27 protein-coding genes and 1 pseudogene are annotated in these 25684 nt (G+C 68.3%); 14 read left to right on the plus strand and 14 right to left on the minus strand.

Going from position 1 to position 25684, the window contains the following annotated elements; genetic code table 11:
* Positions 1-3: 3 nt before the first annotated feature.
* The 3 genes and pseudogenes from SZ55_RS02470 to SZ55_RS28965 all read left to right on the plus strand — a co-directional run bounded on the left by SZ55_RS02470 (position 4) and on the right by SZ55_RS28965 (position 3059).
* The gene (locus SZ55_RS02470; RefSeq protein ID WP_044400758.1) at positions 4-921 is read left to right on the plus strand and encodes a LysR substrate-binding domain-containing protein; all 918 of its coding nucleotides are present in this window, start codon (positions 4-6) and stop codon (positions 919-921) included.
* Between the two features lie 161 nt (positions 922-1082).
* Positions 1083-2204 (plus strand): annotated as a pseudogene (locus SZ55_RS28960) (Cache 3/Cache 2 fusion domain-containing protein); the annotation flags it as partial.
* Positions 2205-2336: 132 nt separating this feature from the next.
* The gene (locus SZ55_RS28965; RefSeq protein ID WP_373870815.1) at positions 2337-3059 is read left to right on the plus strand and encodes a methyl-accepting chemotaxis protein; all 723 of its coding nucleotides are present in this window, start codon (positions 2337-2339) and stop codon (positions 3057-3059) included.
* Between the two features lie 40 nt (positions 3060-3099).
* Here the strand turns inward: SZ55_RS28965 and betT are convergent, their stop codons facing one another.
* From betT to SZ55_RS02490, 3 genes are all read right to left on the minus strand, one after another.
* On the minus strand, positions 3100-5076 hold the full coding sequence (betT, locus tag SZ55_RS02480; RefSeq protein ID WP_044400764.1) for a choline BCCT transporter BetT: 1977 nt from the start codon (positions 5074-5076) through the stop codon (positions 3100-3102).
* Between the two features lie 106 nt (positions 5077-5182).
* Entirely contained in the window at positions 5183-6676 is a 1494-nt protein-coding gene (locus SZ55_RS02485; protein WP_044400767.1) for a YifB family Mg chelatase-like AAA ATPase, read from the minus strand.
* 37 nt (positions 6677-6713) lie between these two features.
* The gene (locus SZ55_RS02490; RefSeq protein ID WP_044400771.1) at positions 6714-6977 is read right to left on the minus strand and encodes an accessory factor UbiK family protein; all 264 of its coding nucleotides are present in this window, start codon (positions 6975-6977) and stop codon (positions 6714-6716) included.
* A 410-nt stretch (positions 6978-7387) separates the two neighbouring features.
* Here SZ55_RS02490 and glnK point away from each other — a divergent pair, with 410 nt between their 5' ends.
* From glnK to sutA, 4 genes are all read left to right on the plus strand, one after another.
* Positions 7388-7726 (plus strand): P-II family nitrogen regulator, encoded by a 339-nt coding sequence (gene glnK / locus SZ55_RS02495; RefSeq protein WP_003457590.1) that lies wholly within the window; start codon positions 7388-7390, stop codon positions 7724-7726.
* 34 nt (positions 7727-7760) lie between these two features.
* On the plus strand, positions 7761-9080 hold the full coding sequence (locus SZ55_RS02500; RefSeq protein ID WP_044400778.1) for an ammonium transporter: 1320 nt from the start codon (positions 7761-7763) through the stop codon (positions 9078-9080).
* A 117-nt stretch (positions 9081-9197) separates the two neighbouring features.
* Entirely contained in the window at positions 9198-9623 is a 426-nt protein-coding gene (locus tag SZ55_RS02505) for a secondary thiamine-phosphate synthase enzyme YjbQ (RefSeq protein WP_044400781.1), read from the plus strand.
* Positions 9624-9698: 75 nt separating this feature from the next.
* The gene (sutA, locus tag SZ55_RS02510) at positions 9699-10019 is read left to right on the plus strand and encodes a transcriptional regulator SutA (RefSeq protein WP_044400784.1); all 321 of its coding nucleotides are present in this window, start codon (positions 9699-9701) and stop codon (positions 10017-10019) included.
* A gap of 57 nt (positions 10020-10076) precedes the next feature.
* Here sutA and SZ55_RS02515 read toward each other — a convergent pair whose 3' ends face one another.
* Genes SZ55_RS02515 through lptM form a run of 6 tightly spaced genes read right to left on the minus strand, consistent with a single transcriptional unit; the run spans position 10077 to position 14635 of the window.
* The gene (locus tag SZ55_RS02515) at positions 10077-10781 is read right to left on the minus strand and encodes an HAD family hydrolase (protein WP_044400787.1); all 705 of its coding nucleotides are present in this window, start codon (positions 10779-10781) and stop codon (positions 10077-10079) included.
* A complete protein-coding gene (gene xerC / locus SZ55_RS02520; RefSeq protein WP_044400790.1) occupies positions 10778-11680 on the minus strand; it encodes a tyrosine recombinase XerC in 903 nt (300 codons plus the stop codon). The genes SZ55_RS02515 and xerC overlap by 4 nt, the downstream gene beginning before the upstream one ends.
* Positions 11681-11702: 22 nt before the next feature.
* Entirely contained in the window at positions 11703-12404 is a 702-nt protein-coding gene (locus SZ55_RS02525) for a DUF484 family protein (protein ID WP_044400793.1), read from the minus strand.
* Between the two features lie 13 nt (positions 12405-12417).
* Positions 12418-13248 carry a diaminopimelate epimerase gene (dapF, locus tag SZ55_RS02530; protein ID WP_044400797.1) on the minus strand — a complete coding sequence of 277 codons (831 nt, stop codon included), beginning with the start codon at positions 13246-13248 and terminating at the stop codon, positions 12418-12420.
* A 4-nt stretch (positions 13249-13252) separates the two neighbouring features.
* Positions 13253-14500: a diaminopimelate decarboxylase gene (gene lysA / locus SZ55_RS02535; RefSeq protein WP_044400800.1), complete on the minus strand. Its 1248-nt coding sequence runs from the start codon at positions 14498-14500 to the stop codon at positions 13253-13255.
* Between the two features lie 9 nt (positions 14501-14509).
* Positions 14510-14635 carry an LPS translocon maturation chaperone LptM gene (gene lptM / locus SZ55_RS27240; protein WP_074966982.1) on the minus strand — a complete coding sequence of 42 codons (126 nt, stop codon included), beginning with the start codon at positions 14633-14635 and terminating at the stop codon, positions 14510-14512.
* 150 nt (positions 14636-14785) lie between these two features.
* Here lptM and SZ55_RS02540 point away from each other — a divergent pair, with 150 nt between their 5' ends.
* The 4 genes from SZ55_RS02540 (at position 14786) to rnk (ending at position 16934) form a co-directional block, all read left to right on the plus strand.
* Positions 14786-15823 carry an AraC family transcriptional regulator gene (locus SZ55_RS02540; protein WP_044400803.1) on the plus strand — a complete coding sequence of 346 codons (1038 nt, stop codon included), beginning with the start codon at positions 14786-14788 and terminating at the stop codon, positions 15821-15823.
* A 39-nt stretch (positions 15824-15862) separates the two neighbouring features.
* On the plus strand, positions 15863-16195 hold the full coding sequence (cyaY, locus tag SZ55_RS02545) for an iron donor protein CyaY (RefSeq protein ID WP_044400810.1): 333 nt from the start codon (positions 15863-15865) through the stop codon (positions 16193-16195).
* Entirely contained in the window at positions 16176-16379 is a 204-nt protein-coding gene (locus tag SZ55_RS27245) for a DUF1289 domain-containing protein (protein WP_044400811.1), read from the plus strand. The genes cyaY and SZ55_RS27245 overlap by 20 nt, the downstream gene beginning before the upstream one ends.
* Before the next feature lie 147 nt (positions 16380-16526).
* Positions 16527-16934, plus strand: coding sequence for a nucleoside diphosphate kinase regulator (rnk, locus tag SZ55_RS02555; protein WP_044400812.1), 408 nt, complete (start codon positions 16527-16529; stop codon positions 16932-16934).
* Positions 16935-16952: 18 nt separating this feature from the next.
* Here rnk and SZ55_RS02560 read toward each other — a convergent pair whose 3' ends face one another.
* The 4 genes from SZ55_RS02560 to SZ55_RS02575 form a co-directional block, all read right to left on the minus strand.
* A complete protein-coding gene (locus tag SZ55_RS02560) occupies positions 16953-19799 on the minus strand; it encodes a class I adenylate cyclase (RefSeq protein WP_044400819.1) in 2847 nt (948 codons plus the stop codon).
* 85 nt (positions 19800-19884) lie between these two features.
* Positions 19885-20139: a TIGR02647 family protein gene (locus tag SZ55_RS02565; RefSeq protein ID WP_044400821.1), complete on the minus strand. Its 255-nt coding sequence runs from the start codon at positions 20137-20139 to the stop codon at positions 19885-19887.
* A 67-nt stretch (positions 20140-20206) separates the two neighbouring features.
* Positions 20207-20977, minus strand: a complete 771-nt coding sequence (locus tag SZ55_RS02570; protein ID WP_044400824.1) for a substrate-binding periplasmic protein — start codon at positions 20975-20977, stop codon at positions 20207-20209.
* A 68-nt stretch (positions 20978-21045) separates the two neighbouring features.
* Positions 21046-21321, minus strand: coding sequence for a hypothetical protein (locus tag SZ55_RS02575; RefSeq protein WP_044400827.1), 276 nt, complete (start codon positions 21319-21321; stop codon positions 21046-21048).
* Between the two features lie 144 nt (positions 21322-21465).
* On the opposite strand from SZ55_RS02575, the gene SZ55_RS02580 reads away from it, so the two are divergent.
* Complete coding sequence (locus SZ55_RS02580; RefSeq protein ID WP_044400830.1) at positions 21466-22131, plus strand: glutathione S-transferase family protein; 666 nt, start codon at positions 21466-21468, stop codon at positions 22129-22131.
* A gap of 59 nt (positions 22132-22190) precedes the next feature.
* Here SZ55_RS02580 and argH read toward each other — a convergent pair whose 3' ends face one another.
* Positions 22191-23585 (minus strand): argininosuccinate lyase, encoded by a 1395-nt coding sequence (gene argH, locus SZ55_RS02585; RefSeq protein WP_044400833.1) that lies wholly within the window; start codon positions 23583-23585, stop codon positions 22191-22193.
* 225 nt (positions 23586-23810) lie between these two features.
* Between argH and SZ55_RS02590 the strand changes: the two genes are divergently transcribed.
* Together SZ55_RS02590 and SZ55_RS02595 are read left to right on the plus strand one after the other, a co-directional pair.
* Positions 23811-24890, plus strand: a complete 1080-nt coding sequence (locus SZ55_RS02590; protein ID WP_044400836.1) for a sensor histidine kinase — start codon at positions 23811-23813, stop codon at positions 24888-24890.
* Positions 24887-25633, plus strand: a complete 747-nt coding sequence (locus SZ55_RS02595; RefSeq protein ID WP_044400839.1) for a LytR/AlgR family response regulator transcription factor — start codon at positions 24887-24889, stop codon at positions 25631-25633. The genes SZ55_RS02590 and SZ55_RS02595 overlap by 4 nt, the downstream gene beginning before the upstream one ends.
* Positions 25634-25684 lie beyond the last annotated feature (51 nt).

Raw genomic sequence — 25684 nt, forward strand, 5'->3', positions numbered from 1 at the left:
GCCATGTCCCGCCGCCTGCCCCCGCTCTATGCCCTGCGTGCCTTCGAGGCAGCGGCGCGCAACGCCTCCTTCACCCGCGCGGCCGAGGAACTGGCCATCACCCAGAGCGCGGTGAGCCGGCACATCCGCACCCTGGAGGAGCACTTCGCCTGCCGCCTGTTCGAGCGCCGGGGCCGCCACCTGCAACTGACCGAGGCCGCGCGGGTCATCCTCCCCGGCCTGCGCGAGGGCTTCGACGCCTTGGAGCGCGCCTGTTCCATCCTGCGGGTGGACGACGGCAACCTCTGCCTCAAGGCCCCCTCCACTCTCACCATGCGCTGGCTGCTGGCGCGGCTGTCGCGCTTCCGCCACCTCAGCCCGGAGAACGAGGTGCAGCTCACTAGCGCCTGGATGGACGTGGACAAGGTGGACTTCCAGCACGAGCCGTTCGACTGCGCGGTGCTGCTCTCCGACGGCCACTTCACCCAGGACTGGGAAGTGACGCGGCTGTTCCCGGAGTGGCTGATCCCGGTCTGCGAGCCCGCCCAGGCCCGGCAGCCCTGGACGGTGCAGCAGCTGCGCCAGGCCGAGCTGCTGCACCCAACGCCGGACCGCCGCGACTGGCGGCGCTGGCTGCAGCGCATGGGGCTGGAGGAGCAGGTCTCGCTGAAGGGCGGCCAGGTGTTCGACACCCTGGAGCTGGGCATCGTCGCCGCCACCCGGGGCTATGGGGTGTCCATCGGCGACCTGGTGATGATCGCCGAGGACGCCACCAGCGGCCGCATCGGCCTGCCCTGGCCGGCTGCGGTGGCCAGCGGCGAGAGCTATTACCTGGTCTGGCCACGCGGTCGCCGGGACCAGGAACGCCTGCAGCGGCTGCGGGATTTCCTCCTCGCCGAAGTGGCCGCCATGGACCTGCCGGCCGTGGAATTGCTGGACTGAGCGGCCGTTCGTCGGCCTGACGGCAACATCGGAAAGAACAGCTCGCAGCGAAGCACAGCCGTCCTATACCTCAGTAGGGCACTCAAGTATTCTCGCCGCCCCGCGAAGGGGGCAGAGACCTCCTCGCGTGTCGCCTTGCCCTATTTCCGGAGATTCCCCCCATGAACCAGCCCAGGTCACGCATTGCCTGGCAGCTCGCCGCCGCCCTCGCCCTGATCCTCGTGTTGCTGATCAGCGGCAGCACCCTCTTCGCCCTGCGCTCGCTGGACAAGGCCAACCTGGCCACCCGCGAGGAGCACCTGGCCAGCGAGGCCCGCCTGCTGGCCGACCAGCTCACCACCTTCCATGGCAGCCTGCGCGAGAGCACCCAGCGCCTGGCCAGCCTGTTCGAGCAGCGCTTCGCCCAGGGCCTCACCCTGCACAGCGGCGAGCGCGTACCGGTGGCGGCCCTGACCCCGCCGGCGCTGTACCTCAACGGCCAGGTGCTGAACAACGACTTCACCCTGGTGGACGAATTCCGCCAGCTCACCGCTGGCGTCGCCACGGTGTTCGTCCGCGATGGCGCCGACTTCGTGCGCATCACCACCTCGCTGAACAAGCAGGACGGCACCCGCGCCATCGGCACCGTGCTCGACCACGCCCACCCGGCCTACCAGCGCCTGCTGGCCGGGCAGAACTACGTGGGCCGAGCCCTGCTGTTCGACCGCTACTACATGACCCAGTACACCCCGGTGCGCGACGACACCGGTGCGGTGATCGCCGTACTCTTCGTCGGCTTCGACTACACCGACGCGCAGAACGCCCAGTTCAGGAACCTGGAGCGCTTCCGCATCGGCCGCACCGGCTCCCTGGCTTTGCTGGACGAAACCGGCAAATGGCTGGTGGCCCCCGCCGGCGTGCGCCGCCCGGAAGCCATCGGCGATGCCCTCAAGAGCCTGCAGGCCAACCCCGGCAAGGGGCTGTTCTGGAGCGACGGCACCGAGGACTTCTTCAGCATCGCCGTGCCCTTCGCCGACGGGCCCTGGCAGGTGGTGGCGAGCATGCCCGAGGAGGAGATCGGCGAGGTCACCTGGCGGGTCGGCAGCCAGTTGGCCCTTGGTAGCCTGCTGGCGATGGTGCTGGCGGTGGCTGCGGTGATCGGCCTGCTGCGCCTGCGCCTCAAGCCCCTGGGCGACCTGGTGGACCAGGCCCGCGCCCTGGGCGCCGGCAACCTCGGGGTGCGCCTGGACGTGTCCAGCCGTGACGAGATCGGCGAGCTGGCCGGCAGTTTCAACCAGATGGGTGAGGCGCTGTCGACCATGGTGGCGCACATCCGCAGTTCCGCTCAGCAGGTGAGCAGCCGCTCCCAGGTGCTCTCGGGCCTGGCCAGCGGCGCCCACGAAGGCATGGAGCAGCAGTCCGGCGAGATCAGCAGCATGGCCGGCGCGGTGGAGGAGTTCAGCGCCACCTCGCTGAACATCGCCGACAACATGCGCGCCACCGAACGCCTGGCCAGCGACAACGCCCAGCAGACGCGCATTGGCCAGGTGGCGATGGACGAGGCGTCCACGGCCCTGGAACAGATCGCCAACGCGCTCAATGGCACCGCCGAGGTGATCAACACCCTGGGCCAGCGCTCCCAGGAGATCGGCGGCATCGTCGGCGTCATCACCGCCATCGCCGACCAGACCAACCTGTTGGCCCTCAACGCCGCCATCGAGGCCGCCCGGGCCGGCGAACAGGGCCGTGGCTTCGCCGTGGTGGCCGACGAGGTGCGCAGCCTGGCCGGCCGCACCCGCGAGGCGACCACCGAGATCTCCAGCATGATCGGCAGCATCCAGCAGGAGACCGCCAGCGCCATCAGCACCATGGAGCACGGCAAGGCGCTGATGCAGGAAGGCCTGGCACGCAACGCCAAGGTGGCCGACGCGCTGGCACGGATCGCCCAGCAGAGCGCCGCCGCCGGCGAGCAGGTCACCGCCATCACCACCGCCACCCAGGAGCAGAGCAGCACCGCGACCCTGCTCAGCAGCAACCTGCAGAGCATCGCCCTGGCCAACAGCGAGCAGCGTGAGGTGGTGGCGAACCTGGCGCAGACGGCCCGGGAGCTGGACCGCCTGGCCGAGGAGCTGCGCCAGGAAGTGGGCCGCTTCCGCTGACCCACCGGGGCCCGGCCAGGCCGGGCCCTGTCATCGGTGCCTAGCGCACCACGTGGAGGAAGTGCAGGTGCTTCTCGTACTGGTCGAGCAGGTCGCCGATCACTTCCTCCCGGCTCCAGCCCATCACGTCATAGTCCTGGCCGCCCTCGCGCAGGTACACCTCGGCACGGAAGTACTTGCGGGCGTCACCGTTCTCCTCGCCCCCTTCGCGGGCCATGAAGCGTGGCAGCAGCAGCGAGCGCGGGCGCACCTCGTAGCTGAAGTCCACCTCCTCGCCATGGCCGACGTTGAGCTTGCAGCGGCCGTCCTCGCCGTTCAGCACTTCCACCGCGCAGCCCTGCTTGCGCAGCTCGTCGGCCACCTCCAGGCAGGCCGGGCGCACCACTTCGTCGATGAAGCGGGTGACGTGGCTGCGCCGGGGGAACATGAGGATGTTGCGCAGCCGCCGCTGCCAGCCACCCAGTTGCTGCTGCGCCGGGCGCGAGAGGGCCAGCGCCTGGTAGCGGATGCCGCGCTTGGTGGCGTCCAGCCGCAGGGCTTTGAGCAGGCCCCAGGTGGCGGCCAGCAACACCGCTGCGAAGGGCAGCGCGCTGGCGATGGTGGCGGTCTGCAGGGCCTTGAGGCCGTCGGCCAGCAGCAGTGCCATGGCCACCACGCCGGTGAGGATCGACCAGAACAGGCGCTGCCACAGCGGGGTGTTCTCTTTTCCCCCCGAGGCCAGCATGTCCAGCACCAGGGCACCGGAGTCGGCCGAGGTGACGAAGAACACCACCACCATCGCCACTGCCAGCAGCGACAACAGGGTGGACAGGGGGAAGTGGTCGAGGAAGGCGAACAGTGCCAGCGAGCTGTCCTGCTGCACCGTTTCCACCAGGTCGAGGTAGCCCTGGTTGAGCACCATGTGGATGGCGGTGTCGCCGAAGATGGTCATCCACAGCAGGGTGAAGCCGGCCGGGACGAACAGCACCCCGCAGACGAACTCGCGGATGGTGCGGCCGCGTGAGATGCGGGCGAAGAACAGCCCGACGAAGGGCGACCAGGACAACCACCAGCCCCAGTAGAGCAGCGTCCAGCCGCCGATCCAGTCGGTGGGTTCGTAGGCATAGAGGTTGAAGGTCTTGCTGACGATCTCCGACAGGTAGCCGCCGGTGTTCTGCACGAAGGTCTGCAGCAGGAACACCGTGGGGCCGAGGACCAGCACCAGCAGCATCAGCAGGGTCGCCAGCGCCAGGTTCAGCTCCGACAGGACCTTGATGCCCTTGTTCAGCCCACTGGCTGCCGAGAGGGTGGCCAGGCCGCAGGTGCCGGCGATCAGTGCCAGCTGCACCGGAGTGCTGACCGGTACGCCGAAGAGGTGGTGCAGGCCGCCGTTGATCTGCAGCACGCCGTAGCCCAGGGAGGTGGCGATGCCGAACACGGTGCCGAGGATGGCGAAGATGTCCACCGCATGGCCGATGGGGCCGTAGATGCGATCACCGATCAGCGGGTAGAGCGCCGAGCGCAGGGTCAGCGGCAGGTCATGGCGGAAGCAGAAAAAGGCCAGGATCAGCGCGACGATGGCGTAGATCGACCAGGCGTGGAGGCCCCAGTGGAAGAAGGTCAGCTTCATGGCCTCCTTCGCGGCGGCCACGGTGTGGGGGTCGCCTACCGGCGGGTTGACGTAGTGCATCAGGGGTTCGGCGACGCCGAAGAACATCAGGCCGATGCCCATGCCGGCGGCAAAGAGCATGGCGAACCAGGTGCCGTTGCCGTAGTCGGGGCGGCTGTGGTCGGGGCCGAGACGGATGTCGCCGAAGCGGCTGACGGCGAGGAAGACGACGGTGATGAGGATCAGCGCGACGCTGAGGACGTAGAACCAGCTGGCGTTCAGGACGATCCACTGCTGGATCTGGCCGAACAGCCACTGGGCCTGGTCGCGGGCCAGGGTGCTGTAGAGCACCAGGGCGATGACGAGGACGGCAGAGCCGTAGAACACCGGTGGGTTGAGGGTGGATGGGGAAGACGAACGTGCCTCCATTGAGCTAGCTCTCCTTTCGATCGGATGGCCGCCAAGGGCGGAAGGCGGCGCAGTCTAACAGAGTCGATAGATCGGCTCTTTCGGCACCTTGTTCCTCATAGTTTTTTCAGCTGCTGGTCGGCCGGTACTGCAGGGCTTCCGCCAGGTGGTGGCGCTGGATGTCGGGCGCGTCCGCCAGGTCGGCGAGGGTGCGGGCCACCTTGATCAGCCGGTGCGCGGCACGCAGGGACAACCCGAGGCGCTCGCAGGCCTGCTCCAGCCAATGCTGGTCGTCGGGCGTCAGCGGACAGTGCTGGTGCAGCCGGGACAGGTCGAGGAAGGCGTTGGCGCAGCCCTGGCGAGCCAGTTGCCGACGCCGGGCTCGTCCGACTTCCCCGGCGGCGGTGGCACTGTCGATCCCGCCGCTGACGGGCGCGCCCAGGTGTGTGGCTTCGCGGGCGACCGTCAGGTGCAGGTCGATGCGGTCCAGCAGCGGACCGGAGAGCCGGGCCCGGTAGCGCTGGATCTGCTCCGGTGTGCAGCGGCAGCGATGGGTGTCGTCACCCAGGTAGCCGCAGGGGCAGGGGTTCATGGCCGCCACCAGTTGGAAGCGCGCCGGGAAGCGCACCCGGTCATTGGCCCGGGCGATGATGATCTCGCCACTTTCCAGGGGCTCTCGGAGGACCTCCAGCACCTTGCGGTCGAATTCCGGCAGCTCGTCGAGGAACAGCACGCCCTGGTGCGCCAGGGTTATCTCGCCAGGTTTCGGACGACTGCCCCCACCCACCAGGGCCGGGCCGGACGCGCTGTGGTGAGGCTGCCTGAAGGGACGCTGGGGCCAGCATGCCAGCGGCGATTGGCTGGCCACCGAATGGATGGCGGCCACTTCCAGGGCCTCGTGTTCCTCCAGCGGAGGCAGCAGGCCCGGCAGGCGGCTGGCCAGCAGCGTCTTGCCGGTGCCGGGCGGGCCGGACAGCAGCAGGTTGTGGGCTCCGGCTGCTGCCACCAGCAGCGCGCGTTTGGCCGCCAGCTGGCCCTGGACGTCAGCGAGATCGGGATAGGGCGCAGCCTGCAGCGGCAGGCCCTGGCTCTGGAACGGTGCCAGCGGGGTCTGGCCGTTGAGGTGGGCGGCCAGCTCCAGCAGGTGGTCCACGGCGAACACCGTCAGGCCGCTGGCCAGGCTGGCCTCCTCGGCGTTCTCCCGGGGCACCACCAGCGCCCGTCCGGCAGCGCGAGCCGCCAGCGCAGCGGGCAACACGCCCTGCACCGGACGCAGGGCACCGGACAGCGCCAGCTCGCCGAGGCACTCCAGCTGCTCCAGGGCAGGGGCGGGCACCTGGCCGCTGGCCGCGAGGATGCCGAGGGCGACGGCCAGGTCGAAGCGTCCGCCTTCCTTGGGAAGATCGGCCGGTGCAAGGCTGAGGGTGATGCGCCGCAGGGGGAATTCGAAACCGCTGGTGAGCAGGGCGCTGCGGACGCGGTCCTTGCTCTCCTTGACGGCGGTTTCCGGGAGGCCGACCAGGGCCAGGGACGGCAGGCCGTTGGCCAGGTGCGCCTCCACCGTGACGGCGGGGGCTTCCACGCCGACCTGGGCGCGGCTGTGGACGAGGGCCAGGGACATGGATCGCTCCTTGATCGGTCCGCCCGGCCGGAGTGGCTTACTCCGTGGGCGGCGGGTTCAGCTGGGCTTCCAGCTCCGCGACCTTCGCCTCCAGGGCTTCCAGGCGCGCGCGGGTACGGGCGAGCACCACCATCTGGCTGTCGAATTCCTCGCGACTGACCAGGTCCAGCTTGCTGAAGGCGCTCTGCATCAGGGCCTTGAACTGGGCCTCGAATTCGGCGCGGGGCAGCGGGGTGTCGCCATTGAACAGGCGGGAGGCGTGGGAGCCGAGGGCATCGAGCAGGGCTTTGGGCGGCAGCATGGTGGGCATCCGTTGACAGGGCGGGCCGGAGTTTACCACGGGGTCCCGGCCGAGTCGGGCGACAGGCCGACGCACGATTTCCGAGCAATGGCTGAAGTGCGCGTGCACCTTTTCCGTGCATCGTTTTGGGGCAGTGCCGCCCGGCGCCACGGCCAAGGGCCACTATCTGCTTGAAAAACGGGGCTTTTGGGCGAGCTGGCAAGCTTTCTGCTTTAGCGCTGGTGAAGGGTGCACCGATGCAGTACCGGTGCGTCAGGCGAGGCGGGGGAGTGTTTCGCCAGGAGCGGTTGGTTGGCGTCGAAGCGGGCCGGGCCAGGGCGGTTCGACGCGTTACAAAGCCAGGCACTGCGCTTAGACTTGAGCCGGGTTCGTTTTCCTGGGGCAAGTCCACCAAATACGGGAGAAGTTTCATGAAGCTAGTCACTGCCATCATCAAGCCGTTCAAACTCGATGACGTGCGCGAGTCGCTGTCCGAGATTGGCGTGCAGGGCATCACCGTTACCGAGGTCAAGGGCTTCGGGCGCCAGAAAGGCCACACCGAGCTGTACCGTGGCGCCGAGTACGTCGTCGACTTCCTGCCCAAGGTGAAGATCGACGTCGCCATCGCCGATGACCAGCTCGACCGTGTCATCGAGGCCATCACCAAGGCGGCCAACACCGGGAAGATCGGTGACGGCAAGATCTTCGTCGTGAATCTGGAACAGGCCATCCGCATCCGTACCGGCGAAACCGGCACCGACGCGATCTAAGCCTCCGAACCCCAACGCCCCAGGAGAAAACCACATGACTCTGCGTAAAGCCGCAGGGCTAGGAGCCCTTTTGTCCCTCGTTACCCCCGGCCTGGCCATGGCCGCCGACGAGGTCGTGCTGAACAGTGGCGACACCGCATGGATGATCGTCGCCACGGCACTGGTGCTGTTCATGACCATCCCCGGCCTGGCGCTGTTCTACGGCGGCATGGTCCGCTCCAAGAACGTCCTCTCGGTGATGATGCAATGCTTCGCCATCACCGGCCTGATCAGCGTGCTCTGGGTCGTCTACGGCTACAGCCTGGCCTTCGACACCACCGGCATGGAGCAGGGCGTCGTCAACTTCAATTCCTTCATCGGCGGCCTGTCCAAGGCCTTCCTCAGTGGCCTGAACACCAGCAGCCTGGTGTACGCCGTGCCGGAAAGCGTGTTCATCACCTTCCAGATGACCTTCGCCATCATCACCCCGGCCCTGATCGTCGGTGCCTTCGCCGAGCGCATGAAGTTCTCCGCGATGCTGATCTTCATGGCCGTGTGGTTCACCCTGGTCTACGCGCCGATCGCCCACATGGTGTGGAGCGGCAACGGCGGCCTGATGTGGGACTGGGGCGTGCTGGACTTCGCCGGTGGCACCGTGGTGCACATCAACGCCGGTATCGCCGGCCTGGTGGCCTGCATCGTGCTGGGCAAGCGCAAGGGCTACCCGACCACCCCGATGGCTCCGCACAACCTGGGCTACACCCTGATCGGCGCCGCCATGCTGTGGGTGGGCTGGTTCGGCTTCAACGCCGGCTCCGCCGTGGCTGCCAACGGCACTGCGGGCATGGCCCTGCTGGTCACCCAGATCGCCACCGCGGCGGCTGCCCTGGGCTGGATGTTCGCCGAGTGGCTGACCCACGGTAAGCCGAGTGCGCTGGGCATCGCCTCCGGTGTGGTTGCCGGCCTGGTCGCCGTGACCCCGGCCGCTGGCACCGTCGGCCCCATGGGTGCCCTGGTGATCGGCCTGGCCGCTGGCGTGATCTGCTTCTTCAGCGCCACCAGCCTCAAGCGCAAGCTGGGCTACGACGACTCCCTGGACGCCTTCGGCGTGCACGGCATCGGCGGCATCGTCGGCGCCCTGCTGACCGGCGTGTTCGCAGCACCGGCCCTGGGTGGCTTCGGCACCGTCGAGAACATCGCGGCCCAGCTGTTCATCCAGTTCAAGGGCGTGGCCTTCACGGTCGTCTATACCGCTGTGGTCACCTTCGTGATCCTCAAGGTGCTGGACCTGGTGATCGGCCTGCGGGTCAACGAAGAGGAAGAGACCGTCGGCCTCGACCTGGCGCAGCACAACGAGCGCGGCTACAACCTGTAAGCCCGCCGGCCCCTCCGGGGCGTGCGAACCGCTGCCAAGGGCGCCGAAAGGCGCCCTTTGCTTTTTCAGAGGCCGCGCTAGAATGCGCGCCGAGCGAAATCCGAGGGAGTGGCGCCCATGTGGCACCAGACGCTGATCACCTTGAAGCCGCGTGCGCGAGGCTTCCACCTGGTCACCGACGAGCTGCTGGCCGGATTGCCGGAACTGGGTCGCTGCCGTATCGGTCTGTTGCACCTGCTGCTGCAACACACATCGGCTTCACTGAGCGTCAACGAGAATGCCGACCCCTCCGTGAGGCGCGATTTCGAACGGTTCTTCAACCGCCTCGTGCCCCAGGGCGAGGGTGGCTACGAACATGACTACGAAGGCCCGGACGACCTGCCGGCGCACTTCAAGTCGAGCCTGCTGGGCTGCCAGCTGACCTTGCCGGTGCGTGACGGGGCGCTCGCCCTGGGTACCTGGCAGGGGATCTACCTCGGCGAACACCGCGATCAGGGCGGTGCGCGCCGGGTGCTGGCGACCCTCTACGGCGAGGCATCGTGATTTTTTCCGGGCGCGTAGAAACCTGGCGCGACTGGGCTATAACTAACCTGCTCTTGCAAGACACGAGGTAGAAGAATGAGCGACGAAGAACTGGAACAAGACGAGCTCGAAGCGGGCGACGAGGACGAAGGCGAGGAGCTGGCTGCCGCCGAGGACAGTGGCGACGACAGCGATGACGGCGAATCCCCCGCCCCTGCCGGCAAGGGCAAGAAAGCCGCTGCCGTCGAGGTCGAGGAGCTGCCCAGCGTCGAAGCCAAGCAGAAGGAGCGCGATGCGCTGGCCCGTGCCATGGAGGAATTCCTGGCCCGTGGCGGCAAGGTGCAGGAGGTGGAGCCCAACGTGGTCGCCGACCCGCCCAAGAAGCCGGACAGCAAGTACGGCAGCCGCCCCATCTGATTGAGTTGCCTGGAAGAGCCCGCTTGATGCGGGCTTTTTCATGCCTGCGATTCGGGGTCAGGCGCCCCGGTGCCAGCGCTCCAGCAGTGTGGGTAGCTGGTCCAGGGTACGAATCTCCGCGTCGGGGTGGTCGTCGCCGTCCCAGGGTTTGCCCTGGGGGTTGAACCACACCGCGCGCATGCCGGCATTGCGGGCGCCCTGGATGTCGTCGCTGGGGTGATCGCCGATGTGCACCGCCTGGGCGGCGGGGACGCCGGCACGGCGCAGCGCTTCTTCGAAGGGGTGCGGGTCCGGCTTGCCGATGCCCAGTTCCTCGGCGCAGAGGGCGAACTGGAAGTAGTCCGCCAGGCCCAGGCGGCGGACGTCGGCGTTGCCGTTGGTGATCACCGCCAGCCGGTAGTGGTTGGCCAGGCGCTCCAGGGTCGGGTGCACCTCGGGGAACAGGTCGATGCGGTGCCGCGCGGCCAGGAACACCTGGAAGCCGGCCTCCGCCAGCTCCGCGGCCTCGGCCTGTGGATAACCGGCCTCTTCCAGGGCATGGAAGAGGATGCGCCGGCGCAGCTCGCTCAGGCGGTGCCTGAGCCCGGGGGTGGCGTCCACCAGGCGGGCGCGGATCGCCCACAGGTGCTCGATCGGCACGGGCCCCAGGCGCGGCGCCTCGTTGCCAAGCCATTCGCGCAGGGCGGCTTCGGCGCCCTGCATCACCACCGAGACGTCCCATAGGGTGTTGTCCAGGTCGAAGGTCACCAGTTGGATGCTCATTCCTCGTCCTTGGCTCCGTTGCGTCGTGCCCGGGGGTGGGCCTTGTCGTAGACCGCCGCCAGGTGCTGGAAGTCCAGGTGGGTGTAGATCTGCGTGGTGGAGATGTCGGCGTGGCCGAGCAGTTCCTGCACCGCCCGCAGGTCCTGGGAGGACTCCAGCATGTGGCTGGCGAAGGAGTGCCGCAGCATGTGCGGATGGACGTGCTGGCCCAGCTCGCGCACCCCGGCCACCCGCACCCGTTCGCGCACGGCGCGGGGGCCGATGCGCCTCCCCTGGCGGGTGACGAAGACGGCGCCGTCCACCGGGGACACGCTGGCGCGGTGGGGCAGCCAGCGCTCCAGCGCCTGGCGCGCCATGCGCCCGAGGGGCAGCTCGCGGATCTTGTTGCCCTTGCCGATCACCCGCACGCTGCCGTCGGCCAGGTCCAGGCGGTCCAGGTCCAGGCCCACCAGTTCCGACAGGCGCAGGCCGGAGGAATAGAACAGCTCGAGGATGGCCTGGTCGCGGCGGGCCATGAACTCGTCTTCCACTGCGCCATCCAGCAACTGCTGGGTGCGGTCGGCATCCAGGGTGCGGGGCAGGCGTCGCTCGCCCTTGGGCGCGCTGATGCCGCTGGCCGGGTCGTGACGGCAGCGGCCCTCGCGGATCAGGTAGCGGTACAGGCCGCGTACGGCGGAGAGCAGGCGGGCGAGGCTGCGGGCAGACTGCCCCTGCTGGTGCAGGCGCGCCACCATGCTGCGCAGCGGGCGGGGTTGCAGTGTGGTCCAGTCATCGAGGCCGAAGCCTTCGGCCAGGGCCACGACCTTCTCCAGGTCGCGCCGGTAGCCTTCCAGCGTGTGCGGGGAAACCTGGCGCTCACTGCGCAGGTGTTCGAGGTAGCGCTCCAGATCGGCCTTCATCGGTCCTCCCGGCGCGCTGCGCTCAGCGCACCGAGCGCAGCGGAGTGGCGTGGCGCGGCAGCACCCGGGCCAGGACTTCGGCGATGTAGCTGAGGAACAGGGTGCCGAGGGAGCTCTTGTAGTGCTGCGGGTCCGGGCTGCCGATGGCCAGCAGGCCGTGCTGGCCCTGGTGGTTGAGGGAGACGACGGCGGCCGAGCCGACCTTGGTGCCCTCTTCCGCGCCGAACAGGAACTCCAGCTCGTGGGCCCGCAGCACGCCGCAGATGGTCTTGCCCGCCACCAGCAGGCCACCGATGGCCTGGTGCGCTTCGGCGCTGGAGACGCTGCGGCCCACCGGCAGGGTGCTGTCGCTGAACAGGATCAGGCTGACGAAGGGCACCTGGAACTCATGGCGCAGGCTGTCCTCGATGGCGCCGACCACTTCCTCCAGCGTATTGGCGTCCAGCAGGTCGAGCACCAGGCGGCGGGTCTTGTCGAACAGGCGGTCGTTGTCGCGGGCCACGTCCATCAGCTGGGACAGGCGGTGGCGCATCTCGATGTTGCGCTCGCGCAGCAGCTTCACCTGGCGCTCCACCAGCGAGACGGCCTCGCCAGGCTGGTGGGGGATGCGCAGTTCGGGGATCAGCTCCTCGTGGTCGACGAAGAACTCCGGGTGCTGACGCAGGTAAGCCGCGACCGACTCGGAATCGAGGGCGCGCGGCGCGTCGGGGTGCTTCTCGCTCATGCTCTCGGCTCGTTCATAGGCGGACCTGGCCTTCGTACACGCGTACGGCCGGGCCGGTCATCATCACGGGCTGGCCGGGACCGGCCCATTCGATGGTCAGCTTGCCGCCCGGCAGCTCCAGCTGCACGGGGGAGTCCATCCAGCCCTGGCGAATGGCCGCGACGGCGGCGGCACAGGCGCCGGTGCCACAGGCGCGGGTTTCCCCGGCACCGCGCTCCCAGACCCGCAGGCGGGCCTGGTGGCGATCCTGGACCTGCAGGAAGCCGACGTTGACCCGCTGCGGGAAGCGCGGGTGGTGTTCGAGTTTCGGGCCCAGCTCGTGGACCGGGGCGCGGTCCACATCCTCGACGCGCAGCACGGCATGGGGGTTGCCCATGGACACGGCGGCGAGCTGGACGGTCTGGCCGTCCACGTCGACCGGGTAGCTCAGGGCCTCGGCCTCGGCGACGAAGGGGATCTGCTGGGGCACGAGGCGCGGCGGGCCCATGTCGACCCGGACCTGGCCATCGGCGCGGACATCCAGCTCGATGATGCCGGCCTTGGTCTCGACGCGGATCTGCTTCTTCACGGTCAGGCGCTTGTCCAGCACGAAGCGGGCGAAGCAGCGGGCGCCGTTGCCGCACTGCTCCACCTCGGAGCCGTCGGAGTTGAAGATGCGGTAGCGGAAATCCACGTCCGGGTTGGTGGGGGCCTCGACGATCAGCAACTGGTCGAAGCCGATGCCGGTGTGGCGGTCGCCCCACTGCTTGGCGTGCTTGGGCTGGATGTGCGCGTGCTGGCTGACCAGGTCGAGCACCATGAAGTCGTTGCCCAGGCCGTGCATCTTGGTGAAACGCAGCAGCATGGACTTACTCCGGAAGCAGGCTTTCGCCGGCGTAGAGTTCCTCGAGGGTTTCGCGGCGACGCACTTCGTAGGCCTGCTCCCCATCCACCATCACCTCGGCGGCCCGGCCGCGGGTGTTGTAGTTGGAGCTCATGACGAAGCCGTAGGCACCGGCCGAGCGCACGGCCAGCAGGTCGCCCTCGGCCAGGGCCAGGTCGCGGTCCTTGGCGAGGAAGTCGCCGGTCTCGCAGATCGGGCCGACCAGGTCGTAGCGCTGGGCCTCGCCGTCGCGCGGCTGCACCGGCACCACGTCCATCCAGGCCTGGTACAGGGCCGGGCGGATCAGGTCGTTCATGGCCGCGTCGATCACGGCGAAGTTCTTGTGCTCGGTGTGCTTGAGGTATTCCACCTGGGTCAGCAGCACGCCGGCATTGGCGACGATGTAGCGGCCCGGCTCGAACACCAGCGCCAGGTCACGCCCGGCAATGCGCTCGCGCACGGCCTTGATGTAGTCACCGGCAACGGGCGGCTGCTCGTCCTTGTAGCGCACGCCGAGGCCACCGCCGAGGTCCAGGTGGCGGATGTGCACGCCCTGGGTGGCGAGGCGGTCGACCAGTGCCAGCAGGCGGTCGAGGGCGTCGAGGAAGGGCGGCAGGCTGGTCAGCTGGGAGCCGATGTGGCAGTCCACGCCGATCACGTCCAGGTTCGACAGCGAGGCGGCGCGCAGGTAGACGGCCTCCGCCTGCTCGATGGCGATGCCGAACTTGTTCTCTTTCAGGCCGGTGGAGATGTACGGGTGGGTGCCGGCGTCCACGTCGGGGTTCACCCGCAGGGAGATCGGCGCTTTCACGTCCATCTCGGCGGCGACCACCTGCAGGCGCTCCAGCTCGTCCACCGACTCCACGTTGAAGCAGTGCACGCCCACTTCCAGTGCGCGGCGCATGTCGTCGCGGCTCTTGCCGACGCCGGAGAAGACGATGCGGTCAGCCGAGCCACCGGCGGCCAGCACGCGCTCCAGCTCACCGCTGGAGACGATGTCGAAGCCCGAGCCCAGGCGCGCCAGCAGGTTCAGCACCGCCAGGTTGGAGTTGGCCTTGACCGCGTAGCAGACCAGGTGCGGCACGCCCTGCAGTGCATCGGCATAGGAGCGGTACTGCGCCTCGATGTGCGCGCGGGAATAGACGTAGGTGGGGGTGCCGAAGCGCGAGGCGATGGCGGACAAGGCCACGCCTTCCGCGAACAGCTCACCGTCGCGGTAAGTGAAAGCGTCCATCTAGGCCCCTCAGTGCGCGTGTTCGGAGGAGGACTTGGTGTCGTCAGGCAGGTACAGCGGGCCTTTCTGGCCACAGCCGCCCAGCAGGCAGGCAACAGCGAGGAGCGCAACGATGGGGGTGAGCAGCCGCTTCATGGCGAGATCCTTGAACAATGCGTAATTGGGTCGGGAGTATACCGACCACCCATCGCCTTGCCTATGCGCCGAAACACCCGCCGGGCGGGCGCTGCGCCTAGCCAAACGGGCTTTAGCGCCACTAGGATGGGCGGCAAAAACGGAGGCCGAATGGACCCCTCTTCCCCCCTTGCCGGCTCGGTTTCGGTTGCCTACCTCCAGGGCCTGGTGGACCACGTGGCGCGCCACGGCATCGAGCCGGCGGCCTTCCTTGCCAGCATCCAGCTGACCCCCTCCATCCTTGCTCAGCGCGAACAGCGCATCGCCGCCAGTGCCTATCTCGAACTCCTGGGCCAGGCCATGGCGCGGCTGGACGATCCACGCCTGGGGCTGCACCTGGGCGAGGCGGTGCGCCCCGGTTACTACGGCGTGCTCGGCTACCTGCTGATGAGTTGCCCGACCCTTTCCGACGCCCTCCACCGCCAGGCGCGCTATGCCGCCCTGGTGGGCAACCTCGGCCAGGTAGAGCTGGATGACGAGCCTCCGCGCGCCGGCCAGGAGCCCCTGGTGCGGCTGGCCTGGGAGCCGTCGCTGCCACTGCTGCGCGACCAGGTGGCGGAGGAGTCCCTGGCCGGTTGGGTCACCTTCGGGCGCTGGATCAGCGGGCTCGACATCCCGCCCACCGAGGTGCGCTTCCAGCATCCCGCGCCTGCCGACGACGCCGAGCACCGTCGGGTATTCCGCTGCCCGGTGCTGTTCGGCCAACCCGACAACGCCCTGGTGTTCCCCCGCCGCCTGCTGGCCACGCCCTTGGGCCAGGCCGACTCACACGTCCGGCAGATGCTCGATGCCTACGCCGACCGCCTGCTGGGGGAGTTGCGCCAGGGCCAGAGCGTGCTCGACCGGGCGCGCCTGGCACTGGCCGGGCGCCTGGCCGAGGACGGCGCCGACCTGGAACACCTGGCCGCCGACCTGGGCCTGAGCCCGCGTACCCTGCAGCGGCGCCTGCGTGACGCAGGCCTGACCTTCAGCCAACTGGTGGACGAGACGCGGCAGCAACTGGTGCTGCATTATCTGCGCGATCCGGCCCTGGAGCTGGCCGACATCGCCTTCCTGGTCGGCTTCAGCGAGGCCGGCTCCCTGGCGCGGGCCTTCCGCCGCTGGACCGGGCAGAGCCCAGGCGAGTACCGTCGTCACCTCGGGCGCTGAAAGGTCGCCCACGTTTCCATTTTTCCTGAGGTACATCCGATGAGTTTGAGCGAAGCGCGTTTCCACGATCTGGTCGACGAAGTCCAGGAGGCCGTCGAGGACCTCTTCGATGGCAGCGACCTGGACGTGGACCTGGAGAACAGCGCGGGCGTCCTCACCATCCGTTTCGAGAACGGCAGCCAGGTCATCCTCAGCCGCCAGGAGCCCCTGCGCCAGCTGTGGGTAGCGGCTCGCTCCGGCGGCTTCCACTTCGACTACGACGCGGAGTCGCAACGCTGGATCTGCGACACCAGCGACGAGCCGCTGGGCGAACTGCTCGCCCGCGTGACCCGCGAGCAGGCGGGCGAAGACCTTGAGTTCGACGAGCTCTGAGCCGCCGCCCGAGCCTCGGCCCGCGTCACCCTGCGTGCGTCGTTGCTGCCTGGACGACGCCGATATCTGCATCGGATGCGGGCGCAGCCTGAGTGAGATTCTGCAGTGGGGCGAAGCCAGCGACGACCGTCGCCGGCAGATTTGCCGCGACGCTGCCCAGCGCCTCGCGGCGCGACGGCCATGACCGGATGGTCTTGCCAAGAGCCTCCGTGGTGACGTAGTGTCGGTCGGGCCGTCGCCATGGCGTACGGCCTGAACAGCATCTGGAAACCCCGCCTTCGGGCGGGGTTTTCGCTTTTTCGAGCCTAGGAACCGGAGTATCGGATTTGCCATGACCACTCAACCCTCGATCATCATCACCCGCCTCGACCTTCAGCGACTGGAGCGTCTGCTCGATGAACTGGAGGAGTTCGGCCCCGGCGCCGAGGCGCTGGAGCGGGAGCTCGCCCGCGCCCAGGTGGTGGGCCACGACGAGGTGCCGCCGGGCGTGGTGACCATGAATTCCCGCGTGCATTGCCGCGAGGATGCCAGTGGCAAGGACTACCACCTGACCCTGGTCTACCCCCAGGACGCCGGTGGCGAAGGCAAGGTGTCGGTGCTGGCGCCGGTGGGCAGTGCGCTGCTCGGCCTCTCCGTGGGGCAGGGCATCGACTGGCCGGTGCCCGGCGGCAAGACCCTCAAGCTGACGCTCCTGGCTGTGGAGTACCAGCCCGAGGCTGCGGGCGAATACGACCGCTGAGCCCCTCCGGGCCTGGCGTCACGCCAGGCCCAGCGCCCGATTCAGTTCCCGTTCCAGCTCCGCCTTGTAGCGCAGGTAGTGCACCGTCTGCGCATGCCCCTCGCCGAGGACCCGCGACAGGTCCAGGTCGGTGATGTAGCAGGGGTAGCGCTCGGCGGTGCTGCGCTGGGCGAGGATGTGGCGCGCCACGGCGGCGAACAGCTCGCCGCCGTATTCCAGTTCGGAAAACTCCCGGTGGTTGCAGTAGAGCGTGATGTGGACGCGGTTCGTGTCCAGCGGCTCGACGATCGCCTGCACGTCGTAGAACGGGTGGCTCACCGGTGACTGCGGCGCAACCCGCCGTTCCACCTGCTGCGCGCGCAAGGGCGGCGACGGCAGCACCTCGTAATAAAGAACCTCAAGACCGCTCTGCGGGGCCGGTTGGTCCAGCGGCAGCAGCGCGTTGCGCCGGTAGAGCACCGACTGCAGGAAGCGCTGCAGCGGCGTCAGCAGACTTTGCGGATCGCGGAAGGGCAGGCGCTGGCGCCACACGGCGTTGTGCTCGTCGAGCACCGTGAGCTCCGCCGTCTCGCCGTCCTGGCGGTAGAACACCTGGATGCAGCCCGGGCGCCCCAGCGGCAGGATCAGCGCCAGGTCCTCGTTCTCCAGGGCGTAGCGATCCAGCTGCAACGGGCTGTAGGCCGGCAGGTCCTCGCCCAGGTGTTCCAGCAGCGCCGGCATGTCCGGCAGCGCGGTGTGGGCTACTTGGCCCGGCAGCAGTTCCAGCACGTGGTACTGCTGCTGCACCTGCAGCAGGTAGCGGGTCACCTGGCCGTTGCCGAGCAGGGCGAGGGTGTCGAGGAACAGATCCTCCACCCGCTGGGCGATGGGTTGCGCGCGGTTGCGGCAGAAGCAGCGCACCCGCAGGTCCGGTGGCGCAGCGGGGTCCACGCTGTTGAGGAATTCGCGCAGGCAGTCCAGCGGGGCGTAGGGCCCGTCGTAGCGGGTCACCAGCAGCTCGTTCCAGCTGTTCAGGGTCACCTGGTCGAGGGTCAGCACCAGGTTCTCCCGCGAGCCGGCGTAGCCGAGCGAATCGGTGCGCTCGGTGGTCATGTGCAGGTTCATCTGGCTGTGCTGCTTCAGCGGATCGATGCCCACGTTCACCAGCAGCAGCACCTGGCGCGGCACGCTCGGCCGCAGCAGCGCGGCCTCGTCCACCATCGGCAGCGGCAGCGGGAAGCCCTGCTGCAGGCTGCTGACCAGGTTGGACAGCTCGTACTCGGTGAGGTCGCTGTCGCCCGGGTGCAGGGACAGGCGCGTTGAGGCGTCGATCACCCCGTTGCGGTGACACCAGGCCAGCAGTTCAACCAGTTCGCGGGCCCGCTTGATCGGGGCGAAGTCGCGCCATTCGAGGGCGTTGAGGCTACCCGGGTAGAGCGCCCAGAGGGTCTCGCCTTCGCGCTCGGGGCTCGGGCTCTGAGCCAGGGTGAGGGTGTCCTCGGCCAGGTCCGGGGCGATGCCGGGGTTGATGAACTCCACCTTGCCCGCCTTGCGTTCGAAGGCGGCGTACAGGCGACGGCCGAGCACGCCCAGGTCGCGGCTGTTGAGCGAGCTGATGGCATGCTGGGCGCGGGCGAATTCGGAGAGGAAGCGGTAGCTGTAGGTCAGCTCGTTGACCAGCGCCCGGCGCTCGGTGCCCACCTGGCGCACCTTCCATTGGCTGCGGCTGTCGAGCAGCGCCAGTTGCCGGTCATCCCACCGCCACTCCCGGGTCAGGCGCTCGAACAGCAGGCGTTGCCAGCTCTTGGCGCGGTTGCGTGGCGGGCGGCTGAGCTTCTTGTCGATCTTCAGGTAGAGGCAGCGGCGGATCAGCTCCAGGCGCTCGCGCTCGCCCCGGGCCAGCAGGTATTCCTCCAGCCGGCGGTAGATCACGATGTACGGGTCGAGCTCGTCCAGGTCCAGGTGGTTGGCGTACACCGCCTGCTTGAAGCGCAGCGACAGGCACTGCACCTTCGGGTGCTCGCTGGCGTAGACCTCGGTCAACAGCAGCTTGAGCACCGACTTGTAGGGCGACTCGATGCCCTTGAACAGCTGCCACATGCCGGCGCCGACGAACTCGCCCACGGGGATGTGCGACAGGTGCCCCAGGTCCAGCACTTCCTCGGCACGGATGAAGCGGCGCGACAGCAGCTTGGCGGTGTAGTCGGCGTAGCGCCCTTCCTCGTACACCGGCACCAGCCACCACAGCGGCGTGCGCCCGCCGAGCCAGATGGCGGTGCGGTAGAACTCGTCCAGCAGCAGGTAGTGCTGGGTGGTGCCGCAATCGTCGGAGGTGAGGTGGGTCTCGCGGTCGCCCACCACGAAGCGCTGGGGGTCGATCAGGAAGAAGTGCGCCTCGGCGCCCAGGGTCGCGGCCCAGGCCTCAAGCAGGTCGCACTTGCGGCGCAGCTCGGCGATGGCCGGTGCCGGCAGCTCCGGGTCGTGGCAGACCCACAGATCCATGTCGCTCTGCTCGGCCTGGGCCACGGTGCCCAGGCTGCCCATCAGGAACAGGCCCTGGATCGGTGTCGGCGCCGAACCGCGGCGGCCCTTGTAGGCGAACGAGCGGGTCAGGCGCTGGGCTTCGGCGAGCACGTCGTCGTCCGGCTCGTAGCCGCTGACCCCGGCAGGGGTCTGCCCCGAGACGTAGCCCGGCAACAGCGGGTGGTTGACGTGGAACAGCAGGGGCAGCAGGCGCAGCACCATCTGCTGGCGGCTGGAGAGACCGAGCAGGGCGCGTTCGAGCCGACCGGCGTTGACCTTCAGGAAGCGCGCGCGCAGCTGGGTCAGGACCTTGCGGTCGATGCCGTCGTCGATGTCGGGGCGGATTTCCTGGGTGCGGGTCATCGAAGCGTCTGCCGGAAGAATGCGCACAGCCTACCAGCCGGCGATGCCGGCGGGCAGGGGCGGTGCGGGGCGAGACGTCGCGGGGTCAGTTCGAAAGGGCGGGTGCGGTCGTGAGGATGGTCAGCAGGCCTTGTGCGTGTTCGGCTGCGTCCAGGCCGAGGCTGGTGAGGTAGCCGCCATCGGGCTGGGTCAGCAGGCCCTTGTGGTGCAGGCGCAAGGCGGCCTCGATCAGGCTGGGGGCAGCGTTGTTGTGGACCTTGAGGCCTTCCTGGGTGTTGTCCAGGTTGAACAGGGTCAGCAGTTCCAGCTCGGCGATCAATTCGGGGGTGTACGACGTCATGTGGGGCTCCTGGTCGTCCTGTACCGGCCTTCGGACGGGCCGGCTCCCGGAGAGTGTAGATGCGGATTCAGCCGCCCACGCCCCACTGCGACAGAATCGCGCGGTAGCGGCCGTTGTCCTGGATGATCGCCATGCCCTCGTCGAAGCGCTGCAACAGGGCCGGCGCCCCCGGATGCTGTCGTGAGAAGGACAGGTAGAGTTCGGGCCGGTGCAGGGTGGCGACAGCGGTGAACAACCCGCGCAGCTCGGGATTGTCGCGTACCAGCGCCTCGGTGGTGCCGCGGTAGGCGGCCACGTAGTCGACGCGGTCGTGCTGCAGCATCAGGAAACCGCTGATGTCCTTGCGCACCGTCACGCGCACCACGTCGGCCAGGCGGTCGAAGGTTTCGCCGTACTCGTAGCCCACCGTCACGGCGACCCGCCGACCGGCGAGCTGGCCGAGGTCGGTCACCGGCGTGGCGCGGTAGCTGGGGGCCCAGAGCAGGATGTCATCGCGGAACAGCGGGTGCCGGGGCAGCAGGTAGTCACGCTCGATCTCGGCATTGGGCGCGGTGTTGAAGCAGGCGGCCAGGCGTCCGGACTGGGCCAGTTGCATGCAGCGTGCGTAGGGATAGGGCACCAGCTCCACGTCCTCGCCCACGGCGGCGAATGCCGCCCGCACGATGTCGGCGGACATGCCCTGGATGCGCCCGTCCCGCCAGGCGGTGTAGGGGTACCAGTCATCCTCGGCGCCCACTTGCAGCGGCTCCGCCTTTGCCACGTGGCCGCCAGCCACAAACAACAGGAGCAGGCCCAGGCGAAGAAGGCCCCGGAACGGGCACGCCGAACGCTTGGCCATGCAGGGGCTCCTGTGGGGGATGAGGGCGTGATGCTAGCGGCGGCAGCCCGCGCAAGCCGTGGCCTGGATCAATCCTGCGCTTCTTCCGGCAGGTCCGGCAGGGCCCGCAGTGCGCTTTCATACCAGGCCATGTCGAAAGGCTGGTCGGCCTCCAGGCGCTGGATGGCGCAGGCCAGCACCAGGGCCATCATCTGCAGGCATTCCTCGCGCTCGTAGCCCACCAGGGTCAGCTTGTTGAAGGTGGCCTTTGCCGCAGCGGGCTCGCCGGCCTCGATCTGGTTCTCCACGGCCTGGATCAGGGTTTCCTCGGCGAAGGCTTCTTCGCTGTCGTCGTGTTCGCTCATGGCGGGTTCCTGTTCGGTTCGGATGCGCAGTGTGCCACGGCGGCCGGCAGGTCGCCGCCGTCCATTCACCGGATCGATGCAACTGGCAGGCCACCGATGCCACGGCTATAACTGGCCGGTCCACGCACTGGCCCAGGAGGCCCCATGCTCAAGCTCCACGGATTCTGCGTCAGCAACTACTACAACATGGTCAAGCTGGCCCTGCTGGAAAAAGGCCTGCCCTTCGAGGAAGTGAAGGTTCACGCCAGCCAGGAGCCGGCCTTCCTCGCCTGCAGCCCACGCGGCAAGGTGCCGGTGCTGGAGACCGAGCACGGTTTCATCAACGAGACCAGCGCCATCCTCGACTACCTGGAGGAGCGCTTCCCCGAGCACCCGCTGCTGCCTGACGACCTGTATGCCCGTGCGGTGGTCCGTGCCCTGTGCCGGGAAATCGAGCTGTACATCGAGCTGCCGGCACGCACCTGCCACATGCAGGCGTTCTTCGGTGTGGAGGTGCCCGAGGCCATTCGCGAGAAGGCCCGTGTCGAGCTGACCGCCGGTTTCGCGACGCTGGGGCGTCATGCTCGCTTCGCGCCCTTCGTGGCGGGCGAAACGCTGACCCTGGCGGACCTGTATTTCCTCTACAGCGTCGACCTCGCCTACGAGGTGGGCCGCAAGGTGATGGGCGTCGACTTCCTGGCCGAACTGCCGGCCGCCCGCGCGCTGCTTCAGCAACTGGCGCAGAACCCCCACGTGCAGCGCATCGCCGAGGACAAGGCGCAGGACATGCCGGCGTTCCTGGCAATGATCAAGGCGCGGACCCAGGGCTGAGTGTTCTGGGCTGGAAATGAAAACGCCGGCTGATGCCGGCGTTTTCGTGTCCCGTTGCCTCAGCGGCTGGCCAGCAGCTGGCGGCCACGGGCAACGGCGGCGCGGACCTGGTTCGGGGCGGTGCCGCCGATGTGGTCGCGGGCGTTGACCGAGCCTTCCAGGGTCAGCACGGCGAACACGTCGTCGCCGATCTGGTCGCTGAAGCGGCGCAGTTCGTCGAGGCTCATCTCGGCCAGGTCCTTGCCGGACTCGACGCCGTACTTCACGGCATGGCCGACGATCTCGTGGCAGTCGCGGAAGGGCAGGCCCTTGCGCACCAGGTAGTCGGCCAGGTCGGTGGCGGTGGAGAAGCCGCGACGGGCCGCTTCGCGCATGACCTCGCGCTTGGGCTTGATGGCCGGGACCATGTCGGCGAAGGCGCGGAGCGAGTCGCGCAGGGTGTCGGCGGCGTCGAACAGCGGCTCCTTGTCCTCCTGGTTGTCCTTGTTGTAGGCCAGCGGCTGGCCTTTCATCAGGGTCAGCAGGCCGGCCAGGTGGCCGAACACGCGACCGGACTTGCCGCGCACCAGCTCGGGCACGTCGGGGTTCTTCTTCTGCGGCATGATCGAGGAGCCGGTGCAGAAGCGGTCGGGCAGGTCGATGAACTGGAACTGGGCGCTGGTCCAGAGCACCAGCTCCTCGGAGAAGCGCGACAGGTGCATCATCGCCAGGGAGGCGGCGGCGCAGAATTCGATGGCGAAGTCACGGTCGGAGACGCCGTCCAAGGAGTTGCCGGAGATGGCTTCGAAGCCCAGCAGGCGGCAGGTGACTTCGCGCTGGATCGGGTAGGTGGTGCCGGCCAGGGCGGCGCTGCCCAGGGGCATGCGGTTGACCCGCTTGCGGCAGTCCACCAGGCGCTCGTGGTCGCGGCTGAGCATCTCGAACCAGGCCAGCAGGTGGTGGCCGAAGGTGACCGGCTGGGCAGTCTGCAGGTGGGTGAAGCCGGGCATGATGGTGTCCGCCTCGGCTTCCGCCAGGCCCAGCAGGCCCTCTTGCAGGCGGGTCAGCTCGGCGAGGATCAGGTCGATCTCGTCACGCAGCCACAAGCGGATGTCGGTGGCCACCTGGTCGTTGCGCGAGCGGCCGGTGTGCAGTTTCTTGCCGGTGATGCCGATGCGGTCGGTCAGCCGGGCCTCGATGTTCATGTGCACGTCTTCCAGGTCGACGCGCCACTCGAAGGTGCCGGCTTCGATCTCGGCCTGGATTTCCTTCAGCCCCTGCTCGATGGCATCGCGCTCTTCGACGGTCAGCACGCCGGCCTCGGCCAGCATGGTGGCGTGGGCGATGGAGCCCATGATGTCGTGGCGGTAGAGGCGCTTGTCGAAGTCGACGGAGGCGGTGAAGCGGGCGACGAAGGCGTCGACGGGCTCGCTGAAGCGGCCGCCCCAGGACTGGTTGGTCTTGTCGGTGCTCATGACTGGGCTCGATAGCTGGCGGTGAAGGAAGGCCGAGGGCCGTGATGGGGGGCGATGATAGCAGCCTTGCCGGCAAAACCGGCGTGCCCCGATGGCGCGGCCGACCGGCCGGGGAGTGTCGGGTGCTTCACAGATTTGCAGTCGTGTCGGCGTTTCGGTGATCGATTTCGCCCGGCGAGTGTGTGCCGGCTTGCTGGCCATGCGCCGCCCGGTAACACTGCCCGGATGCCACGATCCCCTGCCCAGGGCCGCACAGCCGCCCCCGACGATGACTTCTTCCTGCCGGAGCTCTGCCAGCCGGAGGCCCTGCTCGGCCTGGTGCTGCTGGCGGAGCTGCTGGTGCTGGTGCTGGTGCTCGCCGAACCGCTGGTGCCGGACTTCAACTGGATCCGCTTGGCGCTGACCTCGTTGTTCGTGCAGTGGATCGTCCTGCTGTCGGCGGCGTTGCTGTGCCGCCTGCGGCCATTCCTCGCCCGGCTGAGCCCGGCCACCGCCGGTATCGCCTGCTCGCTCCTCGTGGTGGGGCTGACCCTGGCCTGCACCGCCGTGGCGGACTACTACGAACTCGGCGGGCCGCTGCCAAGGGCCGGGGAAGTGAACCTCTACCTGCGCCACGGGCTCATCAGCCTGATCATGTCGACCCTGGTGCTGCGCTACTTCTACCTGCAGAGCCAGTGGCGGCGTCAGCAGCAGGCCGAACTGAAGGCGCGCATCGAATCCCTGCAGGCGCGCATCCGCCCGCACTTCCTCTTCAACAGCCTCAACAGCATCGCCAGCCTGGTCGCCATCGACCCGGTGAAGGCGGAACAGGCGGTGCTGGACCTCTCCGACCTGTTCCGTGCCAGCCTGGCCAAGCCCGGCACCCTGGTGCGCTGGAGCGATGAGCTGGAACTGGCCAGGCGCTATCTCTCGATCGAGCAATATCGTCTCGGAGAACGGCTACAGTTGGAGTGGCAGGTTGACGATGTGCCTGATGATTTGCCGATTCCGCAACTCACACTGCAGCCGCTGCTGGAAAATGCCCTGATCTATGGCATCCAGCCGCGGATCGAGGGTGGGCTGGTGCGGGTCGAAGCCGAGTACCAGGATGGGGTGTTCCTGCTCCGCGTGAGCAATCCCTTCGATGAAGGGGCGGAAAACCGGCCTTCGCGCGGAACCCATCAGGCACTGACCAACATTGATGCCCGACTCACGGCACTTTTCGGCCCCGGAGCCAGTCTCAGCGTGGAGCGCCGTGACGGTCGCCACTTCACCTGTCTACGCTATCCTTGTGCGAGACTCACGCAGGAAGCCCGAGCAATATGAATGTCCTGATCGTCGATGACGAACCACTTGCCCGAGAGCGCCTCAGCCGCCTGGTCGGAGAGCTCGATGGCTACCGAGTCCTGGAGCCCGCCGCCACCAATGGCGAGGAGGCTCTCACCCTGATCGACAGCCTGAAGCCGGATGTCGTGTTGCTCGACATCCGCATGCCCGGGCTCGATGGCCTGCAGGTCGCCGCGCGGCTGTGCGAGAAAGAGGCACCGCCGGCCGTGATCTTCTGCACCGCCCATGACGAGTTCGCCCTGGATGCCTTCCAGGTCAGCGCCGTGGGCTACCTGGTCAAGCCCGTCCGGCCCGAGGCCCTGGCCGATGCACTGAAGAAGGCCGAGCGGCCCAATCGGGTGCAACTGGCTGCCCTCACCCGCCCGGCTGCGGAAAGTGGCGTGGGACCGCGCTCCCACATCAGCGCGCGGACCCGCAAGGGCATCGAGCTGATCCCGCTGGACCAGGTGATCTACTTCATCGCCGACCACAAGTACGTGACCCTGCGCCACGAGCAGGGCGAGGTGCTGCTGGACGAGCCGCTCAAGGCGCTGGAGGACGAGTTCGGCGACCGCTTCGTGCGCATCCACCGCAACGCCCTGGTGGCCCGCGAGCGCATCGAGCGGCTCCAGCGCACCCCGCTCGGGCACTTCCAGCTCTACCTCAAGGGACTCAATGGCGATGCGCTTACCGTCAGCCGTCGCCATGTGGCGGGTGTGCGCAAGCTGATGCACAACCTCTGACCAACCGCCGCCGGCGCGCGAGCCTTGCCTCGCGCGCCGGTCGTGCGTGGC

It is taken from the genome of Pseudomonas sp. FeS53a (genome assembly GCF_000931385.1).
GTDB lineage: Bacteria > Pseudomonadota > Gammaproteobacteria > Pseudomonadales > Pseudomonadaceae > Metapseudomonas > Metapseudomonas otitidis.

What these genes read in the sequence shown, in the direction of transcription:
- argH (WP_044400833.1), bottom strand. Translation starts at nt 23,585, where the DNA reads ATGAGCACCGACAAGACCAACCAGTCCTGGGGCGGCCGCTTCAGCGAG.
- SZ55_RS02540 (WP_044400803.1), top strand. Translation starts at nt 14,786, where the DNA reads ATGGACCCCTCTTCCCCCCTTGCCGGCTCGGTTTCGGTTGCCTACCTC.
- SZ55_RS02500 (WP_044400778.1), top strand. Translation starts at nt 7,761, where the DNA reads ATGACTCTGCGTAAAGCCGCAGGGCTAGGAGCCCTTTTGTCCCTCGTT.
- xerC (WP_044400790.1), bottom strand. Translation starts at nt 11,680, where the DNA reads ATGAAGGCCGATCTGGAGCGCTACCTCGAACACCTGCGCAGTGAGCGC.
- SZ55_RS02515 (WP_044400787.1), bottom strand. Translation starts at nt 10,781, where the DNA reads ATGAGCATCCAACTGGTGACCTTCGACCTGGACAACACCCTATGGGAC.
- SZ55_RS02580 (WP_044400830.1), top strand. Translation starts at nt 21,466, where the DNA reads ATGCTCAAGCTCCACGGATTCTGCGTCAGCAACTACTACAACATGGTC.
- SZ55_RS02570 (WP_044400824.1), bottom strand. Translation starts at nt 20,977, where the DNA reads ATGGCCAAGCGTTCGGCGTGCCCGTTCCGGGGCCTTCTTCGCCTGGGC.
- SZ55_RS02590 (WP_044400836.1), top strand. Translation starts at nt 23,811, where the DNA reads ATGCCACGATCCCCTGCCCAGGGCCGCACAGCCGCCCCCGACGATGAC.
- SZ55_RS02470 (WP_044400758.1), top strand. Translation starts at nt 4, where the DNA reads ATGTCCCGCCGCCTGCCCCCGCTCTATGCCCTGCGTGCCTTCGAGGCA.
- SZ55_RS02505 (WP_044400781.1), top strand. Translation starts at nt 9,198, where the DNA reads ATGTGGCACCAGACGCTGATCACCTTGAAGCCGCGTGCGCGAGGCTTC.
- dapF (WP_044400797.1), bottom strand. Translation starts at nt 13,248, where the DNA reads ATGCTGCTGCGTTTCACCAAGATGCACGGCCTGGGCAACGACTTCATG.
- cyaY (WP_044400810.1), top strand. Translation starts at nt 15,863, where the DNA reads ATGAGTTTGAGCGAAGCGCGTTTCCACGATCTGGTCGACGAAGTCCAG.
- SZ55_RS02525 (WP_044400793.1), bottom strand. Translation starts at nt 12,404, where the DNA reads ATGAGCGAGAAGCACCCCGACGCGCCGCGCGCCCTCGATTCCGAGTCG.
- SZ55_RS02565 (WP_044400821.1), bottom strand. Translation starts at nt 20,139, where the DNA reads ATGACGTCGTACACCCCCGAATTGATCGCCGAGCTGGAACTGCTGACC.
- SZ55_RS02595 (WP_044400839.1), top strand. Translation starts at nt 24,887, where the DNA reads ATGAATGTCCTGATCGTCGATGACGAACCACTTGCCCGAGAGCGCCTC.
- sutA (WP_044400784.1), top strand. Translation starts at nt 9,699, where the DNA reads ATGAGCGACGAAGAACTGGAACAAGACGAGCTCGAAGCGGGCGACGAG.
- SZ55_RS02560 (WP_044400819.1), bottom strand. Translation starts at nt 19,799, where the DNA reads ATGACCCGCACCCAGGAAATCCGCCCCGACATCGACGACGGCATCGAC.
- SZ55_RS02490 (WP_044400771.1), bottom strand. Translation starts at nt 6,977, where the DNA reads ATGCTGCCGCCCAAAGCCCTGCTCGATGCCCTCGGCTCCCACGCCTCC.
- rnk (WP_044400812.1), top strand. Translation starts at nt 16,527, where the DNA reads ATGACCACTCAACCCTCGATCATCATCACCCGCCTCGACCTTCAGCGA.
- lysA (WP_044400800.1), bottom strand. Translation starts at nt 14,500, where the DNA reads ATGGACGCTTTCACTTACCGCGACGGTGAGCTGTTCGCGGAAGGCGTG.
- lptM (WP_074966982.1), bottom strand. Translation starts at nt 14,635, where the DNA reads ATGAAGCGGCTGCTCACCCCCATCGTTGCGCTCCTCGCTGTTGCCTGC.
- SZ55_RS02485 (WP_044400767.1), bottom strand. Translation starts at nt 6,676, where the DNA reads ATGTCCCTGGCCCTCGTCCACAGCCGCGCCCAGGTCGGCGTGGAAGCC.
- SZ55_RS28965 (WP_373870815.1), top strand. Translation starts at nt 2,337, where the DNA reads ATGGCCGGCGCGGTGGAGGAGTTCAGCGCCACCTCGCTGAACATCGCC.
- betT (WP_044400764.1), bottom strand. Translation starts at nt 5,076, where the DNA reads ATGGAGGCACGTTCGTCTTCCCCATCCACCCTCAACCCACCGGTGTTC.
- SZ55_RS02575 (WP_044400827.1), bottom strand. Translation starts at nt 21,321, where the DNA reads ATGAGCGAACACGACGACAGCGAAGAAGCCTTCGCCGAGGAAACCCTG.
- glnK (WP_003457590.1), top strand. Translation starts at nt 7,388, where the DNA reads ATGAAGCTAGTCACTGCCATCATCAAGCCGTTCAAACTCGATGACGTG.